This is a genomic window from Scytonema sp. NUACC21, from assembly GCF_054684315.1.
In genome coordinates, this window is record NZ_BAAFZH010000104.1 from 212,764 (window position 1) to 234,381 (window position 21,618).

The window sequence follows — 21,618 nt, forward strand, 5'->3', positions numbered from 1 at the left end:
TGCTAGCCCTGTCGAGTATTTTCTTTGCGTTCTTCGTGTCTTCGTGGTTAAAAAATTATTTTGAAACCACGAAGACACAAAGAGCACGAAGGCAAGAAACATTACTAGGAAATAATTAAAATGAACAATATTGTAGAAATTCCTTACCTAAAAATTGTCGAACAGATTCAGCAAACACCTGACGCTATAGCTGTACTGCATAAAGAAACCAAATTGACTTACGCCGAATTACATCGCCTTTCCAATCAGGTTGCAAATTATTTGCGTAGTTTAGGTGTAGGACCAAATACATTGGTGGGAATTATGACCCAACGCGGTTCTCTCATGGTAATAGGGATTTTAGCTATCCTCAAAGCTGGAGGCGCTTATGTTCCCCTCGATCCTTCTTACCCAGCAGAACGCATACGTTATATTCTAGAGCATGCAAAAATTGGCACTTTGGTTACTGAGTCTCAAGTAACTTCCAAACTCGAAGAATGCTTGGATGAGAAGTCGTTATTGCATACCTTGATGTTTTTGGATAATGGAGAAACCATCCAACAAAGAAAAGAACTAAGCCTAGTTGATAAAAATATTTGGTCTGCTGTCTCAGATGAGGACTTAAATTATACTAATCTCCCAGATGACTTGATGACAGTTCTGTATACTTCTGGGTCTACCGGTCGTCCTAAAGGCGTAATGCTCAACCATCGAGGCTATATGAACCGCCTAGAGTGGATGCAAAAAACCTTTCAGCTAAAACCCGGAGATCGGGTAGCACAGAAAACTTCTTTCTGTTTCGATATATCGGTCTGGGAACTCTTTTGGACGCTGATGGAAGGAGCTACCATTTGCCCTGTAGAAAGGGAAACAGTCATCAACCCTTGGGAGTTTGCACGGTGGATAAAGGATACCCAAATCAATGTTATGCACTTTGTCCCTTCGCTGTTTGGAGAGTTTATCAGTGCTTTGGAAGATGAAACTTGGTCGTTCCCCGAGTTGCGCTGGTTAATCTTTAGTGGTGAAGCTTTACCGTTATCTTTTATACAGCGTTGGATTGATAAGTATGGCATGGGTACTGGGTTAGCAAATTTGTACGGACCTACCGAGGCGTCTATTGACGTGACCGCCCATATCATTGCTCAGCGCCCTGATGAAAATATTCCTATCGGTAAAGCCATTGATAATGTCTACATCAAAATATTAGACGAACAAATGCAGCCAGTCGCGCTGGGGCAGTTAGGAGAGCTTTGGATAGGAGGTATACAACTGGCTAAGGGTTATCTGAACGATGTGGAACGAACGTCAGCAGCCTTTCGCCCCAATCCCTTTCCCGAGATTCCTGGAGAACAACTCTATCGAACTGGCGATTTGGCGAAAGAATTGCCAGATGGTAGTTTTGAATATCACGGGCGTATCGACCACCAAGTTAAGATACGCGGTTTTCGTGTAGAACTTGGAGAAATCGAAAGTATTCTCAATACTCACCCATCCGTGCGTGAAGCAGCAGTCTTAGCAGTAGATTATGGCTTTGGGCAAAAAAGGTTGGTCGCTTGGTTGTCTGGACAGAAGGTCAACAACAGACAAATTAAGGAACATCTCTCCAAGCAACTGCCGGATTACATGATTCCTCAAAGATTGGAATGGCTTGCAAGTTTGCCCAAAAATCATAATGGTAAGCTAGATCGTAAAGCTCTGCAGGCTTTATTACCGGAGAACCGTCCAACAACAGAAAAAGCTGCAACTGCAACTGCAACTGATTCATCAACAGCAATCGAGTCATCAGATGAATACTTGCCCCTAGGACCAGCTCAGCGTTGGCTCGTATCATACTTTCAACCCCCTTACCAGTGGACGGGGTACACGCGTTTTCTATACCACCAATCCTTAAATCTGGATATTTTTAACAAAGCTCTCAACCTTATGGTGAAACGCCATCCCGCTATGCGTACTGTCTTTGTGTCACACAAAGGGCAATGGCAACAGCGAGTGCTCAATCAACCGCAGCAACTGAGTGTCAATTTTCTTGATGGTAGTCATCTGACAACTGAACAGTGCGATGAACAAATTCGCAGTATGATACAGCAAAGCAGCCAAAAACTGCGGATTGATGAGTGGCCCTTGTTAGCGACAATTGCGGTCAAGGTAAGTGAATCGTGCTATGACATTACAGTCGTCGCACACCATATCATTGCTGATATGCTCAGTACGAGCGTGTTATTTAAGGAACTCTGGTACGCATATGACCGGATGTTGGTGGGTGGAAATGTCAGCTTTGAAAACCCTTCTCCACAGTCTTATACAGATTACGTGCGTTTGCTTGTGGAACAAGATAAAGGTGGAGCTTTGGCGAGCCATGTTGATTACTGGAATTCCCAGTTTCCTTCTAGGGAATACACGTTCTTAGTTCCTTTTGACCATCTTCAAGGCTCGAACGATGAGGCTTCTGCTTGCAGTCAAAAATTTGTCTTGGCTAAAGAACAAACCAATGCTCTGCTACGCAAAGCCAAACAGTACTATGGTTGTAATGTGTATACTCTTTTACTGGCTCCTCTATACCAGCTAATGGCAAATTGGTCTAACAAATCTTGGGTAGTGGTTAGCCATCGCACTAACGGTAGGGACTTGGGTGAGAATCATCTGTTCTGGGAAAGCGTTGGTAACTATGCTGTCAATTTCCCAGTGGGCATCAATGTAGAACATCAGGAAAAGTGGGAACAGATTATTAAGAATATTAAAGATGGATTTGATGGGCTGCCAATGAATGGTAATACATTTGATTGGATATCCGATCGCTTGCCCAGCCATATCTATCCTGACGCTAATTTGACACCGATACGAGCTAATTACCTGGGGAACCGCACTCTACCCTCTTTTGAGTTGTTTGAGTTCCCAGAGGAAGATCGCGATCGCCGTTTGTCTCCTCCCGAGCAGAAACGCACAACCTTGCTGGAGTTTTTCTTTTCCATTGTCAATGGAAGCTTGCACTTAGAAATCGAGTACTCTAGCAATTTCCACCGTCCCGAAACCATCAACCAACTTGGCAAGCAATACTTGGAGCTTATGAATAGCGTGCTTGCAGCCGTGTACGCAACAATAACTGCGTAGAATCGGCAAGCTACCCATCCCCAACTTTCTCTTGTGGTGCGGGCTTCCAGAGAGCCATTTACAAAAGACGGGTGAGGGCGTTCCGCAGTCGCCTCAACTCTGGTTAAGAGAGCACGGCGCTGCTCTCCGTACCACATTCAAAGGAGAATTTATATTAAGCCCGGTTAATTAGTTATTATTAAACAATCTGTGCAAAAACCGGAAAACTCTCTCCCTCCCCCATTGTTAATGCCAACCGTGCTTGGAAACTTTGAGTCATAGCTAAATATGTAGTTTTTTAAAGGATTCCGTAATCTTTAACTCTGGGCTTGATGGAGTAATACAGAGACATAAATACTAGCAAAGCTTTTAATGGGTTTTAGTTTTTATAATCCGAAATCTGTAAAGCAATAATGCAATTTAATTTTAAAATTTCGACACTTCCTTAAGCAGGATTTGAGCCAAGGCACTCACCTGAGTTTGTCAAGGCTTGCTGCTTGCTCTCTTTGCTGTTGTCAAAGAAAAACACGGAATCCTCAACAAGGAAATAGAGGAAATGCTAAAAATCAAAGTTTTCAATTATCAAACAGGTGAGATCCACCCAATGGATCTGACACCAGAAACAAACGGAAAAGGTCAGTGTACTATTGGACGAGCCTTAAACTGTGATTTAGTTCTGATGAGCCTTGAGGTCAGCCGCATACACGCCAGGATTATTTTTCAAAGAGGACAGTATTATTTTACTGACCTGTGTAGTAAGGTCGGCTCCCGAATTAACAATGAAGAGGTCAAGGCTAACCAGAGCTATATCCTGCAAGAAAATGACATTATCCGCATCGGGGGATTTGTCATCCTTGTTGAAGCAATAGAGACATCTTTGTTAAGTGGAGAAACCTTTCAGGGGGGGAGACAATACAGCACGGGTCAATGGATAAAGGATGATGCGCTCGTTCGATGTGTGGGGATAGTCGATGAAACAGCGGATGTAAAAACGTTTCGTTTAGTCGCCGAACCATCGGTGCTGTTTAGCTATAAACCAGGGCAATACGTCACCTTAGAGGTGGACATCAATGGGGAGTCGATACTGGGCTCCTACTTCATCTCCTCCACACCTTCAAGACCCCACAGCCTGGAAATTACCGTCAAACGCGTGGGGCGTGCAACCGACTCCCGCAATAGGTCACTGGCTTTGGTTTCTAATTGGTTGCACGATCGCCTCACTGTTGGCAGTACGGTGAAATTAATTGGCGGTCCGATGGGGGAATTTACCTGTTTTGACAAACCCTCGCAGAAACTGCTGATGATTTCTTCTGGGAACGGTATCATTCCAATAATGTCCATAACGCGGTGGATGAGCGATACATCATCAGATGGGTCTGATATTGTCTTTTTTCACAGCGCCCGTACTCCCCGAGATATCATCTTCAAACGGGAATTGGAGCTAATGGCAGCACGTATGCCCACATTCCGTCTGGCAATGACCATGACTCAGCCAGAACCGGGTGATGTTTGGATGGGCTTAACTGGTAAAGTGACTGAAGCAATGCTGCAAACGATCGCCCCTGACTTGCAAGAACGTACAGTCTATGTTTGCGGACCGGATAGTTTTCTGCAAGCAGTTAAAGCAATGCTGGAAGCTCTTGCTTTCCCCATGCAGAACTATTACGAGGAAAAACTTGGAGCGCCAAAAAAGGGGCAAAACGCCCTAAAAATTTCAGGAAAGGAACCACCATTGCTGCCCCCCAGAGATCGGTTTCAACATGGATTTCAGGGTAGTGACGAACCTACAGTGATTAGATTTCCTTACCAACAGACACCACAAGACGGGGCTACAATCATTCCCTTCGATCGGGGGACACCACAAGACGGGGCTACGATCGTTCCCTTCGATCGGGGGACACCACAAGACGGGGCTACAATCGTTCCTTTTAATCAGAGCACGCTACAAGACGCACCTACAAAGATTAAATCATCCTTTCAAGGAACGCCACAAGATGCTCCTAGGGCGCTTCAATCGGCTAAGCAGGTTACAAAATACGAGAAAAGCTGTCAAACGGAAATCCAGGATAAAAATGGCGCACAAACCCTAGTAGAAGAGCTATCAATTCCCCTGAATGAGTTGTTCCCTGAAGCAAGTGGCTATGCGCCCAAATTAGTTTCAAATTCTCCATTTTCCACTGGATTACCAGCTTTATACATTATCGGGTTCCTGTCTGGTTTATCTATGGGGCTTTTTAGTCCCTTTATTTCAACACTCATGTCTCAACATAAAGTTCCTGAAATGTTGATAGGTGCGAACTCTACATTGTACTATCTTGCCATCACTTTGGGAACCCCCGTTGTCGCAAAGATGTTGCCCCGAGTAGGGCTGCGGCGAACTATGATGTTTGGCTTGGGACTCATGGGTTTAACTGCGCCTCTATTTACCATGACCACGGAAGTGTCCTTGTGGTTTGTTATACGTGCTGTCATGGGTATTGCTTGCAGTTTGTACTTCGTCAGCGGACAAACAGGATTAAACCACTTTTGCCGTGAAAGTAATCGGGCGATAGCTAATGGTTTGTATGCTCTTACCTTTAGTTTAGGATTCGGTATTGGTCCTGCGATCGCTTCCGTCTTCTATAAATTTTCACCAACACTTGCTTTTTCTTTAGGTAGTCTTTTAATTTTCAGCGGTATAGTAGTCGTCTTGATAGGTATACCTGAAACGGTTGTCGTTTTTCAACCATCTTCACGTACTGGAATTTTTAAAAGGCTATCAGTGCCTCTGTTAGGTGCATTTGCTTTCGGTTTTGCTGAAGCAGTTCTAGTCTCCCTATATCCAGTGTATCTTCTCCAACAAAACTATAGTGTGGATAGCATAGGCTATACCTTTTCTATATTCGTCGTTGGAGGTTTGCTTGCGACGATTCCGATTACACATTTTGCAGATAGATTTGGCAAAATCAATGTTCTTCTGGTGAGTGTTTGTGTCGTCATATTATCTATCTTATCGCTTTCATTAACGCAGGATTTAATTGCTGTTCAGTTACTTACCTTTATTACTGGAGCTAGCTTGACTCCTATTTTCCCCCTATCATTAGCACTCATTGGAGAAAAACTTTCGCGAGATGAATTATCTTCTGGAAGTGCCTTATTCACAGCAGTGTATAGCATGGGATGTACCGCTGGACCTTTACTTTCCTCCATCACCATGAAAATGTTCGGCGATCGTTATATATTTAGCTTGTTGTTAATCAGCTTGGTAATATTTTTAGAGCGGGTAATGAGGCAACCTAAAAAAGCATTTTTTACTTCTCAAGCTGCATAAAGGTCTATTGCCTTTGGATGTTTGAAATACACTTATGTAGGGCTAAAGCCAAGCACATGAGTCTTCTGGCAGGGCATTGCCCACCCTAAACTACTAACAAGTATTCCTGAAGTATCTAGAAGCCCTACATGATTGGAATGTTCCTAAAAAAAGCAAGTAGTGAAAGTTGACAAAACTGTAGTTCTTAATTAAGTTTGGAAGATTTAATAATGGAAACAAAAAATTATCGAATTGAGGATTTATCTACTTTGGGGGGAACCCATAGGTCAAATCAAATAATCAGCCATCAGAACCAAGAAATTGCTCTGGGCGAGATAAACTTTACTCTAGCTGATGTTATCAAAACAATACCCCCTGAATGTTTTCACAAGAATCCTCGGAAAGCTTGGACTGGTGCATTAATTAGTTTTCTGCTCATTGTTTTGGGTTACTGTGGGATGGCAATTCTTCCCTGGTACTGGTTACCACTAGTGTGGATTTGGACTGGTATAGCGTTAACTGGTTTTTTTATGTTAGGTCATGATTGCGGTCACTATACTTTTGCCAAAAAACCGTGGGTAAACGATTTAGCAGGGCACTTATTTATGACCCCCGTATTTTACCCATTTTACAATTGGCGGATTCAACACAATTGCCACCACGCTCATACAAATAAGCTGGGAGGGGAAGGTTTGAAGCAATTGGAAGACATATCAAATGGAAAAGCAGATCCATACTGGCACCCCTTCAGAGTGGAGCTTTATGAAAGCTTACCACCAAAGACTCGTTGGATTTATCAAAAGCTGAAAGGAGGATTTTGGTGGCTAATAACGATTCTGGGTTGGTGGTACCAAATCACCCTCGATACATCTAAATTATCTACAAAAGACCGTTCCAAGGTAAAGCTATCGATCGCGATCTCGCTAGCTTTTGCTGGGATTGTCTTACCTACCCTTGTTCTGACTACAGGAATCTGGGGACTGATCAAGTTTTGGCTAGCTCCCTGGCTGATGTTCCATTTTTGGTTTAGCACAATTACTCTACTTCACCACACATCTCCTGAAACCATTTGGAAAGAAAATACTGAGTGGAATGCTGTCCAAGCTCAACTTTGGGGAACTACTCAATGTAATTACCCCCGATGGTTTGAATTTTTCTGCCACGACATTAACTATCATATTCCCCATCACGTTTCAGCTGCGATCCCTTTCTATAACCTGCGTTTAGCTCATCAGAGTCTTCAACAGAATTGGAAACCTTTTATCAGGGAGGTTAATTTTTCATGGTCGCTCATTAAGCAAATCATTAGTCAGTGCCATCTGTATAACGCCACTGAAAAACGCTACCAATCTGTTAAAGAAGTTCAGCAACAATCATCTGTGAAACATTTGACATAATTTCTGATTGTTTAACCCAAACTCTTAACAGAGGTCTAAAACTGGAGATTGCTTAGTGAAAGTCTCGTTGCAAGACTAGGTGAGTATACCATTATTTCAGCCCATCCCCTGTAAACAAATATGACAAGGCAACAGCCAAAAAATGGCTAATTTCTTCAAAGAAATATCCCATTTTTTCAAAAGAATATCGATTGCAAGCGTGTTTTCAACTTGTTATCGTCATAAAAGATAACATGACAACATCTACCAAGTAAAAAACAAAGCTTTTGTAATAGGTTTGCAGTCTATCAAAGTGCTCGTTGCTCTTGTTAAAAAAAATCAATGTTTCTTAAACTTTCTTAAAGTGTAGGGCTACTGATGATAGTATCATTATTGCAGTAAGTAATGTAACAAAACCGAACAACAAGGACGAATCTACAAATTAAATTCACAACTTCCTTTTTGCCCTAGTTTTATCGATTCATAGGAGTTTGTCAAAATATGGCTAAATCTGCTCTTTCTCTACTTTTAGGGTTGACCACAACCATAGCTGTCTTAAAACCTATGACTGTTCAAGCTGCGGACTATGACTATAGCAGAGTGAAAAATCTATCAGCAAGACCGATTGAGTCTAATAATGTACTCTCTCTTTATGGAGATTGGTCTCAGAATGAAGGATACGCAGTTTTCTCTAATCTAGATCCCGATGCCCCAGACACAGGTCGTGTGGGTAACCGCATCAATGCGACTTACACCTCTTATTATGCAATAGGTCGGGAGCGCAGTCCCGAACAAAGCGGTGCAACTCGCTCAGCAAGCTTAGAAAATTTTACAGGCTTCAATAACCTCTTCAACTACTTAAACAAAAATAATATTCCCCTCAGTAGTGTTGGCTTCGGTTTTGCTCCAAAAAACGATCGAGATTTAACCAAAACGTGGAACTTAGGAGAAAATAAGCTAGGTCAAGATTGGTTCTCTAGCCCAGATTCAGCTATTGAGGAGCAGCTTTATCGAGCGAATCCAGATGATGTAGAGTTGTTTCTAACTTATGGAACAACTAAGATAATTAATTTTGGATATTCAGATTTTTACGTAATCTCAGATAATAGCAGTGGTGTTGTCTCCGATGACAATTGGAATGTCTTTTACACTGACCCTGTCCCAGCGTATAAAGTAGCTGGTCTAGATCCCTTAACGTCGGGGTTAGCTGATGCTTTCTTGCAAGATGTGGCGGCTGGTGGAAGTGTTCAGTTTGTTTCTGAAGACCAACCTAAGGTTTCTGATATTTCTGTGGCCTTTACTGATAAGTATCAAATCTTCAATTTGTCCTTTCCATTAGAGATTAGAGTAGTCAGTAGTAAGAGTGTACCTGAATCCTCCCCAGTGTTGGGATTATTAACGTTTGGAGTTGTAGGTGTAGTTCCGTGGATGACAAAATATAAGAAAAAGGGGAAAAAGTCTGAGGGTATGAAACCCTGTTGATACTATTGTTGTTATCTGAATTTGACAGAATCTGCAAACCTTTGTGAGAAATTATTATATGCGTAATTACCTGCTTTCAACACTTTTTGGAGTGACTGCTGCCATTGTTGCACAGGCTCCCCTACCTGTTAAGGCTGAAGCCAAGGTCTATCAATTTGTAGGTGGTAAAGAGAGTGTCAATGTTGATGCAGAAGCACTTGAGGTGCTGGAGTCCCTGGGTTTATCTTTGGCTTTCGTAGAAAATACAGCCGAACCAGCTCCGGGTTACACCTATGGTTTTAACGTCCTTCCTGCCAGTTCAGACCCTAACAATCCAATTAGTAACTTTACCTTCAGCTACGATGATGTCACACAAGAATTTATTCCCCTTAATGGCACAGTAGATTTAACTGGCAGCATATTTTTCAACGTAGACACGACTAAGCTTGCTCTTCCTCCTCAACTAGAAATAGGAGACTTATTTGCCCAACCAGCTATTGACCTTGATGTTTTAGATAGGGCAAACACTGGTTTGCCAGTATTTACTCTGGAGCCATTGGCTCCTCCAAAAGTCGATCTTAACAATCAAACTGTAACGCTCAATTTCGACACCTTCATAGCTCAGGAGTTCAGCGATTTTCTGGTTGCAGCAGGAGCAGATGTCCCGATTGCAGGCTTAAAGTTTGGGGAAATTCAAGGCGATAGGAATATTGCTTTGGTTCCCGAACCTAGTAGTGCGCTAGCAATCTTAATGGTTGGTGCGGTACTAGCTGCATCTAAGTTGCGTCACTCGGCTTAAGTGAAATGTTCTGTTGAAAATTTTTTGAGTCGTAACGCCCCCGCGCTCGCTCATTTTTTCAACAGAACTTTATATATAAAACAGTAATTTTTACATATAGTCAGAAAATAACCATTGTATTTCTTTTAGCCTTGTTAAAACCTTTATGCGTATATACCACCTTCCAACACTTCTGGGATTAACTACCACTATCGCAGTGTCAGCTCCTCTATCTGCTCGAGCTGCAACTTTCAACTTCGATCGACTGCAAAATATTTCATCACGACCAATCGAATCTGCGTATACGCTGAGCTTAGAGGGAATACCATCCGAGAACGAAGGGTATTCAGCTTTCTTCAGGCTAGATCCTAATGCCCTAGACTTTGGTCATAGAGATATCAGCTTGAATGCATCAGGTAATGGCGCTCCTTATTACACGACTGGTCGTCAAGGAAGTCCCGAACAACCTCCAAGCAATTCTACCAGAACAGCAACCGTTACTGGGATCGCTAGTTTCCCAACCTTAAGCAGCTTTTTAACTAATAACGGGATTTCCTTCAGCAATCTTGGATTTGGTTTTGGACAAAAAAGCGACCGAAGTTTTACCAAAACCTGGAATTTAGGTGAAGATAAGCTCGGTCAAGATTGGTTCGCTAGTCCTAATTCAAATATTGAGGAAAGAATATATAGAGCTAATCCAGATGACGTTGAAGTGTTCCTCTCCTATGGGACACAGAAAATAGTCAGTGTCGGATATTCTAATATCTACTCAGTACTCGATTACGGTGCAACAACTCAACTGTCTGATGATATTGACACCGCTTTTACTGACCCAACTAAGGCAACAAAAGTGGCTGGGCTAGATCCATTTGCAGACGCTTTGGCTAATGCTTTCTTACAAGATGTTACTGCTGCTGGTGGTGGAGTCCAAGTAGTTATTGAAGACAACAACGTTGATGACAGTAATTTTACTACGGGCAACGGTTTCGGTATCATAAATCTTAAATTTCTGGGCACTCTTCGAGCGGTATCAATACCCGAACCCTGTTCGGCGTTGGGTTTACTGATGTTTGGCGCTTTAGGTGTTGTTTCTTCTCAGAAAAGATGGAAAAACCAGCGCGGCTCGTCGATTTAGTCGATCGGGAAAACAGCTTTCATCTGTGCCCTTTAAGGCAGGGATGAAAGCCTCTTTTTGGTTGTCAATACGTTTTGACGCGATTTGATAACATGACATCGCAGATAATTTGTTGTGGTGTTACGTCGGAATCACCACCTAGCAAAGTCCATCAACAATGTAGCTTGGACTTTGTTCCGTCAAAACTGTGTACGATGTGTGTTTCTCCACTGTTTTGGAGATATAGAGTAAATCTGGCGAAACCGACGGATGAAATGACCTGCATCTGGATAACCTACTTTAGCAGCAATTTGATTCACCGGTTCATCAGTCTTTAAAAGCAGCATACGTGCTTCTGCCATCTGGCGCTCGACAATCCAGTTGTATACAGTCTTGTTAGTTTGACGTTTGACTAAATTGGTTAAATAAGCAGTAGAATAACCAACTGCCTCAGCTACATTGTTAAGGTTAATTTGTTTGTGATAATTTTCTTCGATGAATTGGAAGACTGGATGGAGTTGGGGGAAGCTGTCAGGAAAAATTGATTGAGGGTCTGGCACGATCGCAGTATTAATAGGCTCTGACTCTTTCACGACTTGACTTTCAGTAGAATACCACTGCTTGAGCATTGCCTGTTTTTCCAGTTGAATGGCGATCGCTCGCAGTAATTCCTCTACCTTACAGGGTTTAGTCAGATAGTCATCAGCTCCGAGTTCCATTCCCAGGCGTAGCTCGGCTTTGGTAACTTTAGCAGTGAGAAAAATAAAGGGAATGACTGCTGTGAGAGGTTCTTCCCGTAGTGTTTTCAGCACGCCATAACCATCAAGTCCCGGCATTTGAATGTCGCAAATTATCAAATCCGGTAACTGCTCTTTTGCTAATTGGACACCTACAAGACCATTTTCAACCCCAATGACGTTGTAACCATCTGTTTTAAGACTGTTTAAAAAGAGATTGCGTGTTCGTGTTTCATTTTCAATTATTAGAATTTTTTTCATAATTTTCTCTGCGCTCCGCCGATTTAGTGAAATTATGAAGGTAATCACTACTGGGTCTTCGGTTAATTCAGGAGTGGCAAAGTAACAATAAATGTAGTGCCTTCACCAACAGTACTGTTCACGTGAATTTGACCCCCGTGTAAATCTACAAATTTTTTGACAACTGATAGCCCCAGCCCTGTGCCTTCTATCTCGCCAACATTACTACCTCGATGAAATGGCTCAAACAATTGTTGTCGATCTGCCAGTGGAATACCAATTCCGCGATCGCTAATCTGAAAAATTAAGTTTTCATTTTGGCTAGATAATTGCAAATCGATTTGACTGCTTGGTGGGGAATATTTCATGGCATTTGAGAGCAAATTTGTCAGAATGGGCTGTAGCAGGTTCTTATCCACGCAAGCTGTTAAACAGTCACCTTGACTAACAAAAGACAAGACGTGCTCACCACTGTCTTGCATTTGCATTTCTACCAGTACGTGACGGCACAATTGCACTACATCGAGTGGTTGTGGATCGAATTTTCGTTTTCCTGCTTCCGAACCACCAATAATCAGCGCCTGATCTAGCAATGAGTTTATCTGTTCAACGTCCGTTTCAATACCATAGAGATACTCAAGTTTTTCCTCCTCAGTCCATTTGTAACCGTAGCGTCTCAGCGAACTGGTAGAAAAAGAAATGTTGTTTAATGGAGTGCGGAATTCGTGGGAAACTATGGAGATAAAACGTGCTCTAAGTTCGCTAAGTTCTTTTTCTTGTTCTAGAGCCTGTCTAATGTCTACTTCCGCTTGTTTGTGCTTGGTAATATCGATCGCTGTTCCCAATACAGCTAACTTTCCTTCAAATTCAATTGAACCAATACAGCAATTTAGCCAACGCTCCTCACCAGTTTTGGTCAGAATCTTCATTTCTTCTTCACAGCGCTTGATTTCTTCATTTTCGACAAAAACCAATTGTTGTTGTCGATGTAATTGTCTGCGCTCTTTAATTAATTCCCAAATATCAGGGTGAGCTAATAACTCTTCTCTTTTGTAGCCTGTGATAGCTTCTGCCGCAGGATTGACATAACAAAACTGGGTTCCTTGTTGAATAAATATAATGACGTTAGTCATTTCTGCCAAAGTGCGAAATCTAGCTTCGCTTTGACACAGTGCTTTTTCAATGCGCTTGCGTTCTGTGATATCTTCAGTAACAATAATAAAATACTTTGCCGAGCCGTCTGAACCTCGAACAAGGGACACAGTTGTATGAACCCAAACATACGAAGAATTTTTACAGATGTAGCGCTTCTCCATTGAGTAAGTCTGGATTTCATTTGCTAAGATTTGACAAACATACTCTAATTCAGTTTTCAGGTCGTCAGGATGGGTAATAGCCGGACAAGCTCGCTCCAGCAATTCCTCTGATGTATAACCCACAATGTCACAAAACTTTTGGTTAACTAGTATAAAGTGTCCATCTGTTCCCACATGGGCTAAACCGACAGCCGCCTGATTGAATGTGGCGCTAAACCGTTTTTCACTCTCTTGCAGTGCTGACTCTACCTGAGTGCGATCGCTCATCTCGTAACACAATCGTTCGTTAATATTATTGAATTTAGCAGTACAATCTTGAACTTTCAATTCTAACGGCTCAATAGCCAAATCTGTAGAGTCGGTTAAGTCTTCAATATCGGGGCTAAAAAATTCAGTTTTTTCTAGTGTATTCAATAAAGTTTCAGTTTTTTCACACAAAACTGAGTTTTTGGGATGACTTGAGTGATAGTCTAGGACTGTTTCTCTTTGCTGCTCTTTGGTGATGTTGCTAACCACTAGACAAGCGCACTCCCTATCGTAATCTTTCAAATAGGTAGCGGCGATTTCCACCGGAAAACTCCTGCCCTCTTTAGATTGTTGCAGAGATTGAAAGGTCAAAAAGCGTTTTTGTTTGATTTTTCTCCAGTAATTCGACCAATCTTTTCCACGCAAGAGGGGATTCAGCTTCTCGACAGTCATTGAGAAAAATTCCTCACGAGAATAGCCAGTCGTAACACAAGCTGAGTTGTTGACATAAAGAAATCGTGCTTCTGAATCTACCCAGAAAATAGCAACTGTAGTCCGATCTAGAAATAATTTAGCAAACTGCAATTCTTCTTCTGGATTTAGAATGCATCCTATCTGACCTTGCTCTGAAACAAACTTACTAGAAACCATAACACCAGTCGTTAATTTCTATTTTTTCTCTGCTATTAAATTTGATTATCTTGTATAATATCTATCCATTTTATATAGTTTGCTCCACATTTCTCTAAAAGATAGTTACTGGAATTCACATGATAGTGAAATTCATAAAGTATCGTGTAAGTATGCATGAAAATATAGAGTGTTTTCACACAATTACCCTACCGTAAAGCCGATATTTCATTTTTAATCCTTAATTAAGGAATCAGAACAGATTTTGGCAATTACGCCTATCTTTACAAAACTTTACAATTTTTGTAATTGATAGAACACATCGTGGGGCAATTCCTGCGGAGATGGAAATGCCATTTTTACTAAATCTTCATTGAACGGAGAATCCTCTTATTTTCCTCAAATAGTTATGAGGGATGAATAATAAAATACTAGTACAAGTCGGCGTAAATAAGGCAACCATTGTAAATTGCTCCAAAGCTTACAGTGTAAGCCTTTTAATTTCATCCTTTATCCTTGATACTTCAGCCTTTCTGTACTAGGCATTTCATATTGGTTAGATAATGTATCCTATTTTCAGGACTTACGCATCAATTCCCAAAAATCCGGTTTCTTCTTAGCTATTGGCTGGGTAAATGGGCTATTTTTCATAGAAACCGGTTTTTTTGCGTAAGTCCTATTATGTTTAAGGCTGGATAAAAACCTGTTCTCACAAATCGTTTTAAATTTCCGAAATTTGCGTAAGAGAGTTTGTTTTTAGAAAAAGTTGACCCTTTGAGTCTAGAGCAGTAGTCCATTAATTCTACTTAACCCGGTTTCTGAATACAGAAGCGCTGTTTAAAGCGTCGATATGTCAACAAATTTAGTATTGACAAAAGTCAGAAACTGTGGTCAAACCTATTCTTGAATACTAAACTGACACTCTAGATCTACTTAAAATATTCTTTTTCATTTCTGTGTTGCATACACATCAGCTGTTTTTACTAATACCCCATAAAAATATAGGGATTTTAAATCATTTATGAAAAACTTTTCAGTACCGTAGGTAGGGCATAGTCCCAGGAGCGAGCTTTTGTACAGCATATCCCTACTAGGTATGGTGAAAAAATCACGAAACTGCGGCAAATCAGATTCTCAAAATCAATGAGTTAGGTAAGTTTTATGAAAAAAAAGTCAAATAAGGAACAAGATACGGTGTTGCAGTTAAATGACGGCACTTTAATTGAGGTCATGCCAAGTTTCAAGTGGAGAAAAAGGCGATTCACCTCCGTAAGTGCGATCGCTATACTGCTACTATCTGTATCTGGTCTTGCTTTTGTAGGGCTAAACTCCAGTACGAAAAAAAATGACAACAAAATTATATCTAATAACCGTGTTATTCCGGTGAAAACTCAACGGATCGAAGCAGCCAAGTCCTATCAATTATCACAGGCTTACACGGGAGAAGTTGCAGCGATGCGAGTCAGTGAGTTGGGTTTTGAGCATTCTGGAAGGGTAGTGGAGCTAAAGGTAGATCGGGGCTCACGCGTTACTGCGGGAACTCCCTTAGCACAACTCGATAGCAGTGACCTAGAAACTCAAGTTCAAGAATTACTTGCCCGCAAAGCCCAAGCTGTAGCTGTTCTTGAGGAACTCAAAGCCGGACCGCGAGCGGAGAAAATAGCTGTTGCCCGCGCCCAAGTCAAACAAATAGAACAACAGTTGAAACTAGAAGAAATCAAGCATACCAGAAGAAAAGATTTATACAATCAAGGAGCTATTTCTAGAGAGCAGTATGAAGAAGTTGCCTTTAATACTAATGTTTTGTTAGAGCGGTTGGCAGCCGCCCGCAGTGAATTAAATGAGTTACTAGCAGGCACGCGCAAAGAACAGATAGCAGCACAACAGGCAGTTGTGAAACAGTTAGATGCTGGCATCGCTCAAATTAAAATTAAAATTGCCAAGAGTACAATCAAAGCTCCGTTCTCGGGGATCGTTGCAGCACGTCGCTTAGATGAAGGCACTGTTGTCAATGCAGGTCAAGCAGTGGTGCGCTTGGTGGAAAACACTAAACCAGAAGTAGAGATTGGTGTCCCCGTACAGTTAATACCACAGATTCAACTGGGAAGTACGCAGAACCTACAAATAGGACAAAAAACATACAAAGGTAAAGTTTCATCAATTTTACCAGAAGTGAACCTCACAACTCGTACTCGAACTGTGGTGTTGACATTAGAGGAATCGAGAGCGCAGTCAGTAGCTCCCGGACAAATCGCACGCTTGACAATTCCGCAAACAATTAGAGCCAATGGATACTGGGTACCAATCACAGCATTGGTACGTGGAGAGCGTGGTTTGTGGTCTTGTTATGCCTTAAGAGAAGCAGAAAACTTATCAGATGGAACAAAGTCTTATCGAGTCGAACAACAAAACGTTGAGGTATTGCACACACAGGGAAGCCGTGTTCTCGTGCGGGGTACACTTCAGCCCAGTGACACAGTGATTGCAGATGGTACTCAGCGGATCGTACCCGGTCAGTTAGTGCATCCAACACTGTACGTGGTCATTTGTCATTTGTCATTTGTCATTTGTCATTCTATTTATATCGGTGGGCATTGCCCACCCTACGCCTAACTACGCCAACCACTATCTCCCCTTCTTAGATGCAGTGGTCAGTTTACGTCGAAGTTGAGTGATTTTATCAACCAGTTGCACTTCCCACTTGTTTTCGTTGAGATTCCTTGCTAAGATTACCGCTCGCTCATAAAAATTCCGAGCCGTTGGCAGGTCGCCCATGCGCTCGTATAATTGAGCGTAAGATTCAAATGACTTCAGCTCTTCCCGCAAATTTTTTAATTCTTTTGCTAGGGCTAGTCTCTGTTCTAGCAAGTCTAAGGCACGTTCGTAACGTTTGACTTCGCCATGAGCAATGACTAAACCGTCAATTGCTCGTAATTGGTTAGTGCTTTCGCCTGCTATTTTAGCCAACCCCAGTGCTTCGCCGTAAGCGCCAATGGTACCTCGATAATCACGAGCTGCTGAGTAAGCATCACCGAGATTATTTAGGGTATTTGCTTGACCAATAACATCATTGAGTTGACGGCGGTAAGTCAGTGCTTTTTCGTAAAATTTGATGGCTTTGTTGTACTCTCCCAACCTTGCTGTTGCCAAACCCAAACTATTGAAAGATAGCCCTTGACCTTCAGTATTCTTTAACTGGCTGGCTATTTCTACTGCTTCTGTCAAGGTTTGATAAGCTGCTTTATTTTCTCCTTTTCGTAGAAGTAAACTGCCGATATTATTCAAGCCAAAAATTTGCCCTTGGAAGTCCTTGATATCACGCGCAATGGACAAGCGCCGACGCATAGCATCTTCCGCCTCCTTATAACGACCAAGTTGCACGTAACCCCTACTGAGAGAATCGTAAGTTAGACCTTGTGCTTTCAGGTCGCCGATTGAGTGATAAAGCTCCAGTGCTTTTAACCAAGATTCAACTGCTTTGTCCGAACGTCCTTGCTGGTATTGTTTTTCTCCCTGGCGCACCAACTCATCTGCTGCAGTTGCGGATTCTTGTACCAACGAACGATTCACAGGGTAATGGAGTTGTTCGGTGATGTCACCTGCGGTTGCTGCAAATGGATGTAGCAAAACAGCTAACAGCAAAATATAATTTGCTCCTGGGAATAAACGCCATCTTTTCATAAAATTTTCCCGTGGCGGGTTTAAGTAAAAGGTTAAAAAAATTAAAGTTTACCAACCCATAAACACGTTATTACGTAAAATCACGCAACTCCAGGTTGAAGGAAATTCTCCCCTAAGTAGATAGCGCGTATATCTGTTGGTAATTTTTCCTCTAACATACGATAACCTTGTTGGAGAAAATTTGCTACTTCGATGGGAGCGATCGCTTTTCCTTCAGCTTGTAGGTAGGCAGCTATTCTTGTTTCGCTCCAGTGGAAAGTTTGAGCCATCACGACTATCAACCGCAGCATTGGTGGTAACTGGTCTAAAGCTTGTTCTACATAACACCACAACGGCGGAGAAGTTGTTTTGAGAGAATAATGAATGGCTTCGGTTGGTGGTAATTGAATTTCGTTGATACAAAATGCCGTCATGTTAATCAACCAGTTTTGTAGGGTAAGACCTTCCCTAGCTGGCTGACCGCTGTTTAAATCCAATCCCCGAAGTTCGTAATAAATATGCCGCCAAGTCAGAGCAAACAAATAATCCGCTTGCACGGGCGAGCGGGCGGAATGACGAATCAACGTATAAACTATAGGAGTGTATCGGCAAAAAATTGCCGTAAAGTATTTGCCAGCATCCGGCTCTTGTTGAAACTGAGTCAGTAGCTCCTGGTCACTGTGATGAAAGAGCGATTTCACCAATGGATGATTGGCTTCGGTAAAATGAGGTATTTGTACCATTCGGATGAGAGTATGTTGCTAAAATGAGAGTAAGAGTGGCAATCTTATTGTTAACCGCAATAATATCCTGCTGTTGGTCTACTTGAGATGAACAGTTAGAATGTATTGTAATTGATACACTAGAAATACAAATTTAAGCTAAGTCCTAGATCTACAAAAGTTAAAAGCGGCTATCCCTATACAGTTCTCAATGTATTCATGGTTATAATTTTTAGCGTGTTACCGTCCCTGCTAGTTCCTCATACCATAGGCTCTTTCTTGCCTTTCTTACCCTTAGACAGCTTGTTTTCCACTCAAGGCATAATGGTGATGCTACTAGCAGCATATGCTGGTGCCATGTGGATGTTCCTCACCAGTGCCCCAAAAGTGCATACTGTCATGGTGTCCGATTTAGAAATAGCACGACAGTTGTATGAAGGGCTACTCGATTTGCCAGCAGCTGAAGTGCCTTTACACTACTACTACAACTACGAGCAAACTATAGGTGCGACGGGAATCGATCCCCTTTACCTATCTAGCAGCCCCTCCTTTGCGGGTAGTAGAATGACAAGTGCTAGTGATGGGCTTTGGTATCAGCTAAAGAAAAATACTCAGTTGCATGTCATTACTGGAGCGAGTGTAGGTACTAAAAATCAGCAGCGCCACGTTTGCTTTGACCGCGATTGTTTGGAAATGATTTTAATGAAAGTCGAAACCCGTGGCTTGAAATTCAAAATTCGCAGCCAAAAGCCACTTAACTTTTTGGTTAAGGATTATGAAGGTCGCATTATTGAAATGGCTGAAGTAGCAAATTAGTTTGGTTAGTGGTTAGTAAATAGTGGGTAGTTGTTAAAATCACTACTAACTACTAACTACTAACCACTAACTACTATCCATCCTCCCTAATTTGACCCATATTTCCAGCTAAAGGCGCTTTCCGAAACGTTGTCTAAGACTTTTGCCAATTTTTCCAGCATTTCTTCTGCTAAATCTAGTAAATCAAATTCACTGTATTCATTGCGATCGTTAAGACTGGCTTTTCCACCTGTCAGCGTAGCAGCGAACACTTTCTTGACCTCAAAGACTCTCTCATGAGGTTCAGCAATACACAGACACTTTTCTAATTTACTAGCAAGGTCTGGTAATGATGTACCTTTTTCCTTTAACTGCTTGCGAATCCTGATAGCTACCCAGTCATCGCTTTGCAAAAACGCAGTTATAGATTCTAAAATCTTCTGTTGTTGTTCGTCGTCTTCTTCTCCCCATTTCTCCAACCAATCACCATCCACATCCTCAACATACAAGTAAGCAGCATCAAGCCCGTAGTTAAATATGTCGTCTTGTAATTTCCGTGCTTCTTCTAAATGTTGAAGGAATTTCTCTAATCTCTGTTGATGGTCAGTTAATTCTTCGTTCATTTGAATGGCTTTAGTTATTAAAGAATGTTTTTATAAGTACTCATTTAATGAAAATAACCGACAACTACAAATTGAACTTTAGATAGACTTCTATAGAAAGGCGATCGCTGTTGTACAATGTGATATTGACCATTCTATTTACAAAATCACTCATGGCAGGATTGTAACTTAAAAATAATCCTCTCTCTATTCCCCACAGTCGTAAAGTTGTTTCCCAATCGTGGGATTTATCGTGAGCAAAATCTTCAGATAAACTAGTCAGTTGAATACACAGAGGGTTTCCCTGGGTACTACTGACAATTATATCAGTTGCCATTGATAAATCTGCAACATAACGTTGCAAAACACTACCTTTGCGAAGCTTAATAATATCGGCAATGGAATTCATCACGGCAGCATCTTTTTGACTGAACTCCCCCGCCATGAGTTTTTGTCTCCATATGTAAAACTTTGGGTCATTTTCGTTTAACCATTTGGGGAATAACTCACCGTACCAATATCTTTCAGTCGGTGTCATTTTTGCATAGTAAGCTTGCCTTTCATCTTCTGAATTTAGGGTTTTGAGGTCTAACCAAGTTCGAGAGTCATTAATAATCTGTTGCAAAAATAAAATAACGAATTTCTTAGCTGTAAGAGAACCAAGCTTTACGTCTTTCACCCAGCGATTTACCTCATCTAATCTTTTCGCTAAGTTAGAGTCGATGGAAGATGCTTCTTTCAGTAGTGCTCTCAGTTTATCTTTTATCTCTTTTGCTTGCAACAGATGTTCTACCTCAAACCATGTTATATTCTATATTCTGTAATTAAACTTCTACTTAATATAAAATATACAGGTTGCTAGGGTGCCAATTGTCAATTGTAAAGCTCCCCTTTACATTTCCTATTTTGGGAAATAGTTTTCAGTAGTTGCATGGACATATTGACGCAGGCTCATTCCCGCATCTTCAGCTTTTTGTGCAATTGACACTGGCACGTCTATCAGCAACACTTCTTCTTTGTCGCTTACCTGATAGAAATCTTCTCCCCGCTTTACAGCTACGAGCAAATCTGCCTCCAAGATATGCAAATAGTGCAGCACTGATTCCAATTCATGGTCTTTAAGCGCCGACTCCAACTTAGATACTGCTGCTTGCTGTACACCTAATTTTTCAGCTAGTTGTGCTTGAGTCAGTCCTGCTTTCGTCCTTAACTCGCGCATTGCGTCTATTAGGTAAACCCGTAAGTACTCTAGTTTTCCTGCCAGAACCACTTTTGGATCGTCGCTCACTTTTTGCTGCAACCAAGCTTAGAAATTATACTTGCTCATTTGTAGGGGAATCAAGTTTTAATTTTGGAGTAATAGCAATCAAAATCTAAAGATTTGTAAGGTGCGTTTGTCAAATGTAACACACCCTACGTCAAAGTTAGCATTAAGGTAGATTATGCAAGAGAGGTCATTTATAAAGTTCATCTTAAATTGCTAAATTTATTGTTGGGTAAAACAAGTGACACTCAACAATTTGATTGAGTGTTGGGTTTCGTTCCTCAACCCAACCTACTTTATAAATTATCTCTAAAGCCATCGT

At 41.5% G+C, this 21,618-nt stretch carries 15 protein-coding genes; 8 read left to right on the forward strand and 7 right to left on the reverse strand.

What is annotated here, in order from left to right; genetic code table 11:
• Nucleotides 1-120 precede the first annotated feature (120 nt).
• The 6 genes from ACYRY3_RS36410 to ACYRY3_RS36435 all read left to right on the forward strand — a co-directional run bounded on the left by ACYRY3_RS36410 (nt 121) and on the right by ACYRY3_RS36435 (nt 11,105).
• On the forward strand, nt 121-3,087 hold the full coding sequence (locus tag ACYRY3_RS36410; RefSeq protein WP_460206588.1) for an amino acid adenylation domain-containing protein: 2,967 nt from the start codon (nt 121-123) through the stop codon (nt 3,085-3,087).
• Between the two features lie 469 nt (nt 3,088-3,556).
• Nucleotides 3,557-6,376 carry an MFS transporter gene (locus tag ACYRY3_RS36415; protein ID WP_460206589.1) on the forward strand — a complete coding sequence of 940 codons (2,820 nt, stop codon included), beginning with the start codon at nt 3,557-3,559 and terminating at the stop codon, nt 6,374-6,376.
• Nucleotides 6,377-6,585: 209 nt separating this feature from the next.
• Nucleotides 6,586-7,752 (forward strand): fatty acid desaturase, encoded by a 1,167-nt coding sequence (locus ACYRY3_RS36420; RefSeq protein WP_460206590.1) that lies wholly within the window; start codon nt 6,586-6,588, stop codon nt 7,750-7,752.
• A 480-nt stretch (nt 7,753-8,232) separates the two neighbouring features.
• Nucleotides 8,233-9,213 carry a PEP-CTERM sorting domain-containing protein gene (locus ACYRY3_RS36425; protein WP_460206591.1) on the forward strand — a complete coding sequence of 327 codons (981 nt, stop codon included), beginning with the start codon at nt 8,233-8,235 and terminating at the stop codon, nt 9,211-9,213.
• Between the two features lie 58 nt (nt 9,214-9,271).
• A complete protein-coding gene (locus tag ACYRY3_RS36430) occupies nt 9,272-9,991 on the forward strand; it encodes a PEP-CTERM sorting domain-containing protein (RefSeq protein WP_460206592.1) in 720 nt (239 codons plus the stop codon).
• 145 nt (nt 9,992-10,136) lie between these two features.
• The gene (locus ACYRY3_RS36435) at nt 10,137-11,105 is read left to right on the forward strand and encodes a hypothetical protein (protein WP_460206594.1); all 969 of its coding nucleotides are present in this window, start codon (nt 10,137-10,139) and stop codon (nt 11,103-11,105) included.
• 179 nt (nt 11,106-11,284) lie between these two features.
• Here ACYRY3_RS36435 and ACYRY3_RS36440 read toward each other — a convergent pair whose 3' ends face one another.
• Nucleotides 11,285-12,082, reverse strand: coding sequence for a response regulator transcription factor (locus tag ACYRY3_RS36440; protein WP_460206595.1), 798 nt, complete (start codon nt 12,080-12,082; stop codon nt 11,285-11,287).
• A 62-nt stretch (nt 12,083-12,144) separates the two neighbouring features.
• Nucleotides 12,145-14,274, reverse strand: coding sequence for a PAS domain-containing sensor histidine kinase (locus ACYRY3_RS36445; RefSeq protein ID WP_460206596.1), 2,130 nt, complete (start codon nt 14,272-14,274; stop codon nt 12,145-12,147).
• Nucleotides 14,275-15,414: 1,140 nt separating this feature from the next.
• Between ACYRY3_RS36445 and ACYRY3_RS36450 the strand changes: the two genes are divergently transcribed.
• The gene (locus tag ACYRY3_RS36450; protein ID WP_460206597.1) at nt 15,415-16,866 is read left to right on the forward strand and encodes an efflux RND transporter periplasmic adaptor subunit; all 1,452 of its coding nucleotides are present in this window, start codon (nt 15,415-15,417) and stop codon (nt 16,864-16,866) included.
• A 12-nt stretch (nt 16,867-16,878) separates the two neighbouring features.
• Here the strand turns inward: ACYRY3_RS36450 and ACYRY3_RS36455 are convergent, their stop codons facing one another.
• A complete protein-coding gene (locus ACYRY3_RS36455; RefSeq protein ID WP_460206598.1) occupies nt 16,879-17,934 on the reverse strand; it encodes a tetratricopeptide repeat protein in 1,056 nt (351 codons plus the stop codon).
• 80 nt (nt 17,935-18,014) lie between these two features.
• On the reverse strand, nt 18,015-18,656 hold the full coding sequence (locus ACYRY3_RS36460) for a sigma-70 family RNA polymerase sigma factor (RefSeq protein ID WP_460206599.1): 642 nt from the start codon (nt 18,654-18,656) through the stop codon (nt 18,015-18,017).
• A gap of 198 nt (nt 18,657-18,854) precedes the next feature.
• On the opposite strand from ACYRY3_RS36460, the gene ACYRY3_RS36465 reads away from it, so the two are divergent.
• Entirely contained in the window at nt 18,855-19,451 is a 597-nt protein-coding gene (locus ACYRY3_RS36465) for a glyoxalase-like domain protein (RefSeq protein ID WP_460206600.1), read from the forward strand.
• Between the two features lie 86 nt (nt 19,452-19,537).
• On the opposite strand, the gene ACYRY3_RS36470 is transcribed toward ACYRY3_RS36465, so the two are convergent.
• The 3 genes from ACYRY3_RS36470 to ACYRY3_RS36480 form a co-directional block, all read right to left on the reverse strand.
• On the reverse strand, nt 19,538-20,053 hold the full coding sequence (locus tag ACYRY3_RS36470; protein ID WP_460206601.1) for a hypothetical protein: 516 nt from the start codon (nt 20,051-20,053) through the stop codon (nt 19,538-19,540).
• Nucleotides 20,054-20,117: 64 nt separating this feature from the next.
• Entirely contained in the window at nt 20,118-20,813 is a 696-nt protein-coding gene (locus ACYRY3_RS36475) for a hypothetical protein (RefSeq protein WP_460206602.1), read from the reverse strand.
• 120 nt (nt 20,814-20,933) lie between these two features.
• Entirely contained in the window at nt 20,934-21,320 is a 387-nt protein-coding gene (locus ACYRY3_RS36480) for a helix-turn-helix domain-containing protein (protein WP_460206603.1), read from the reverse strand.
• Between the last annotated feature and the right edge of the window lie 298 nt (nt 21,321-21,618).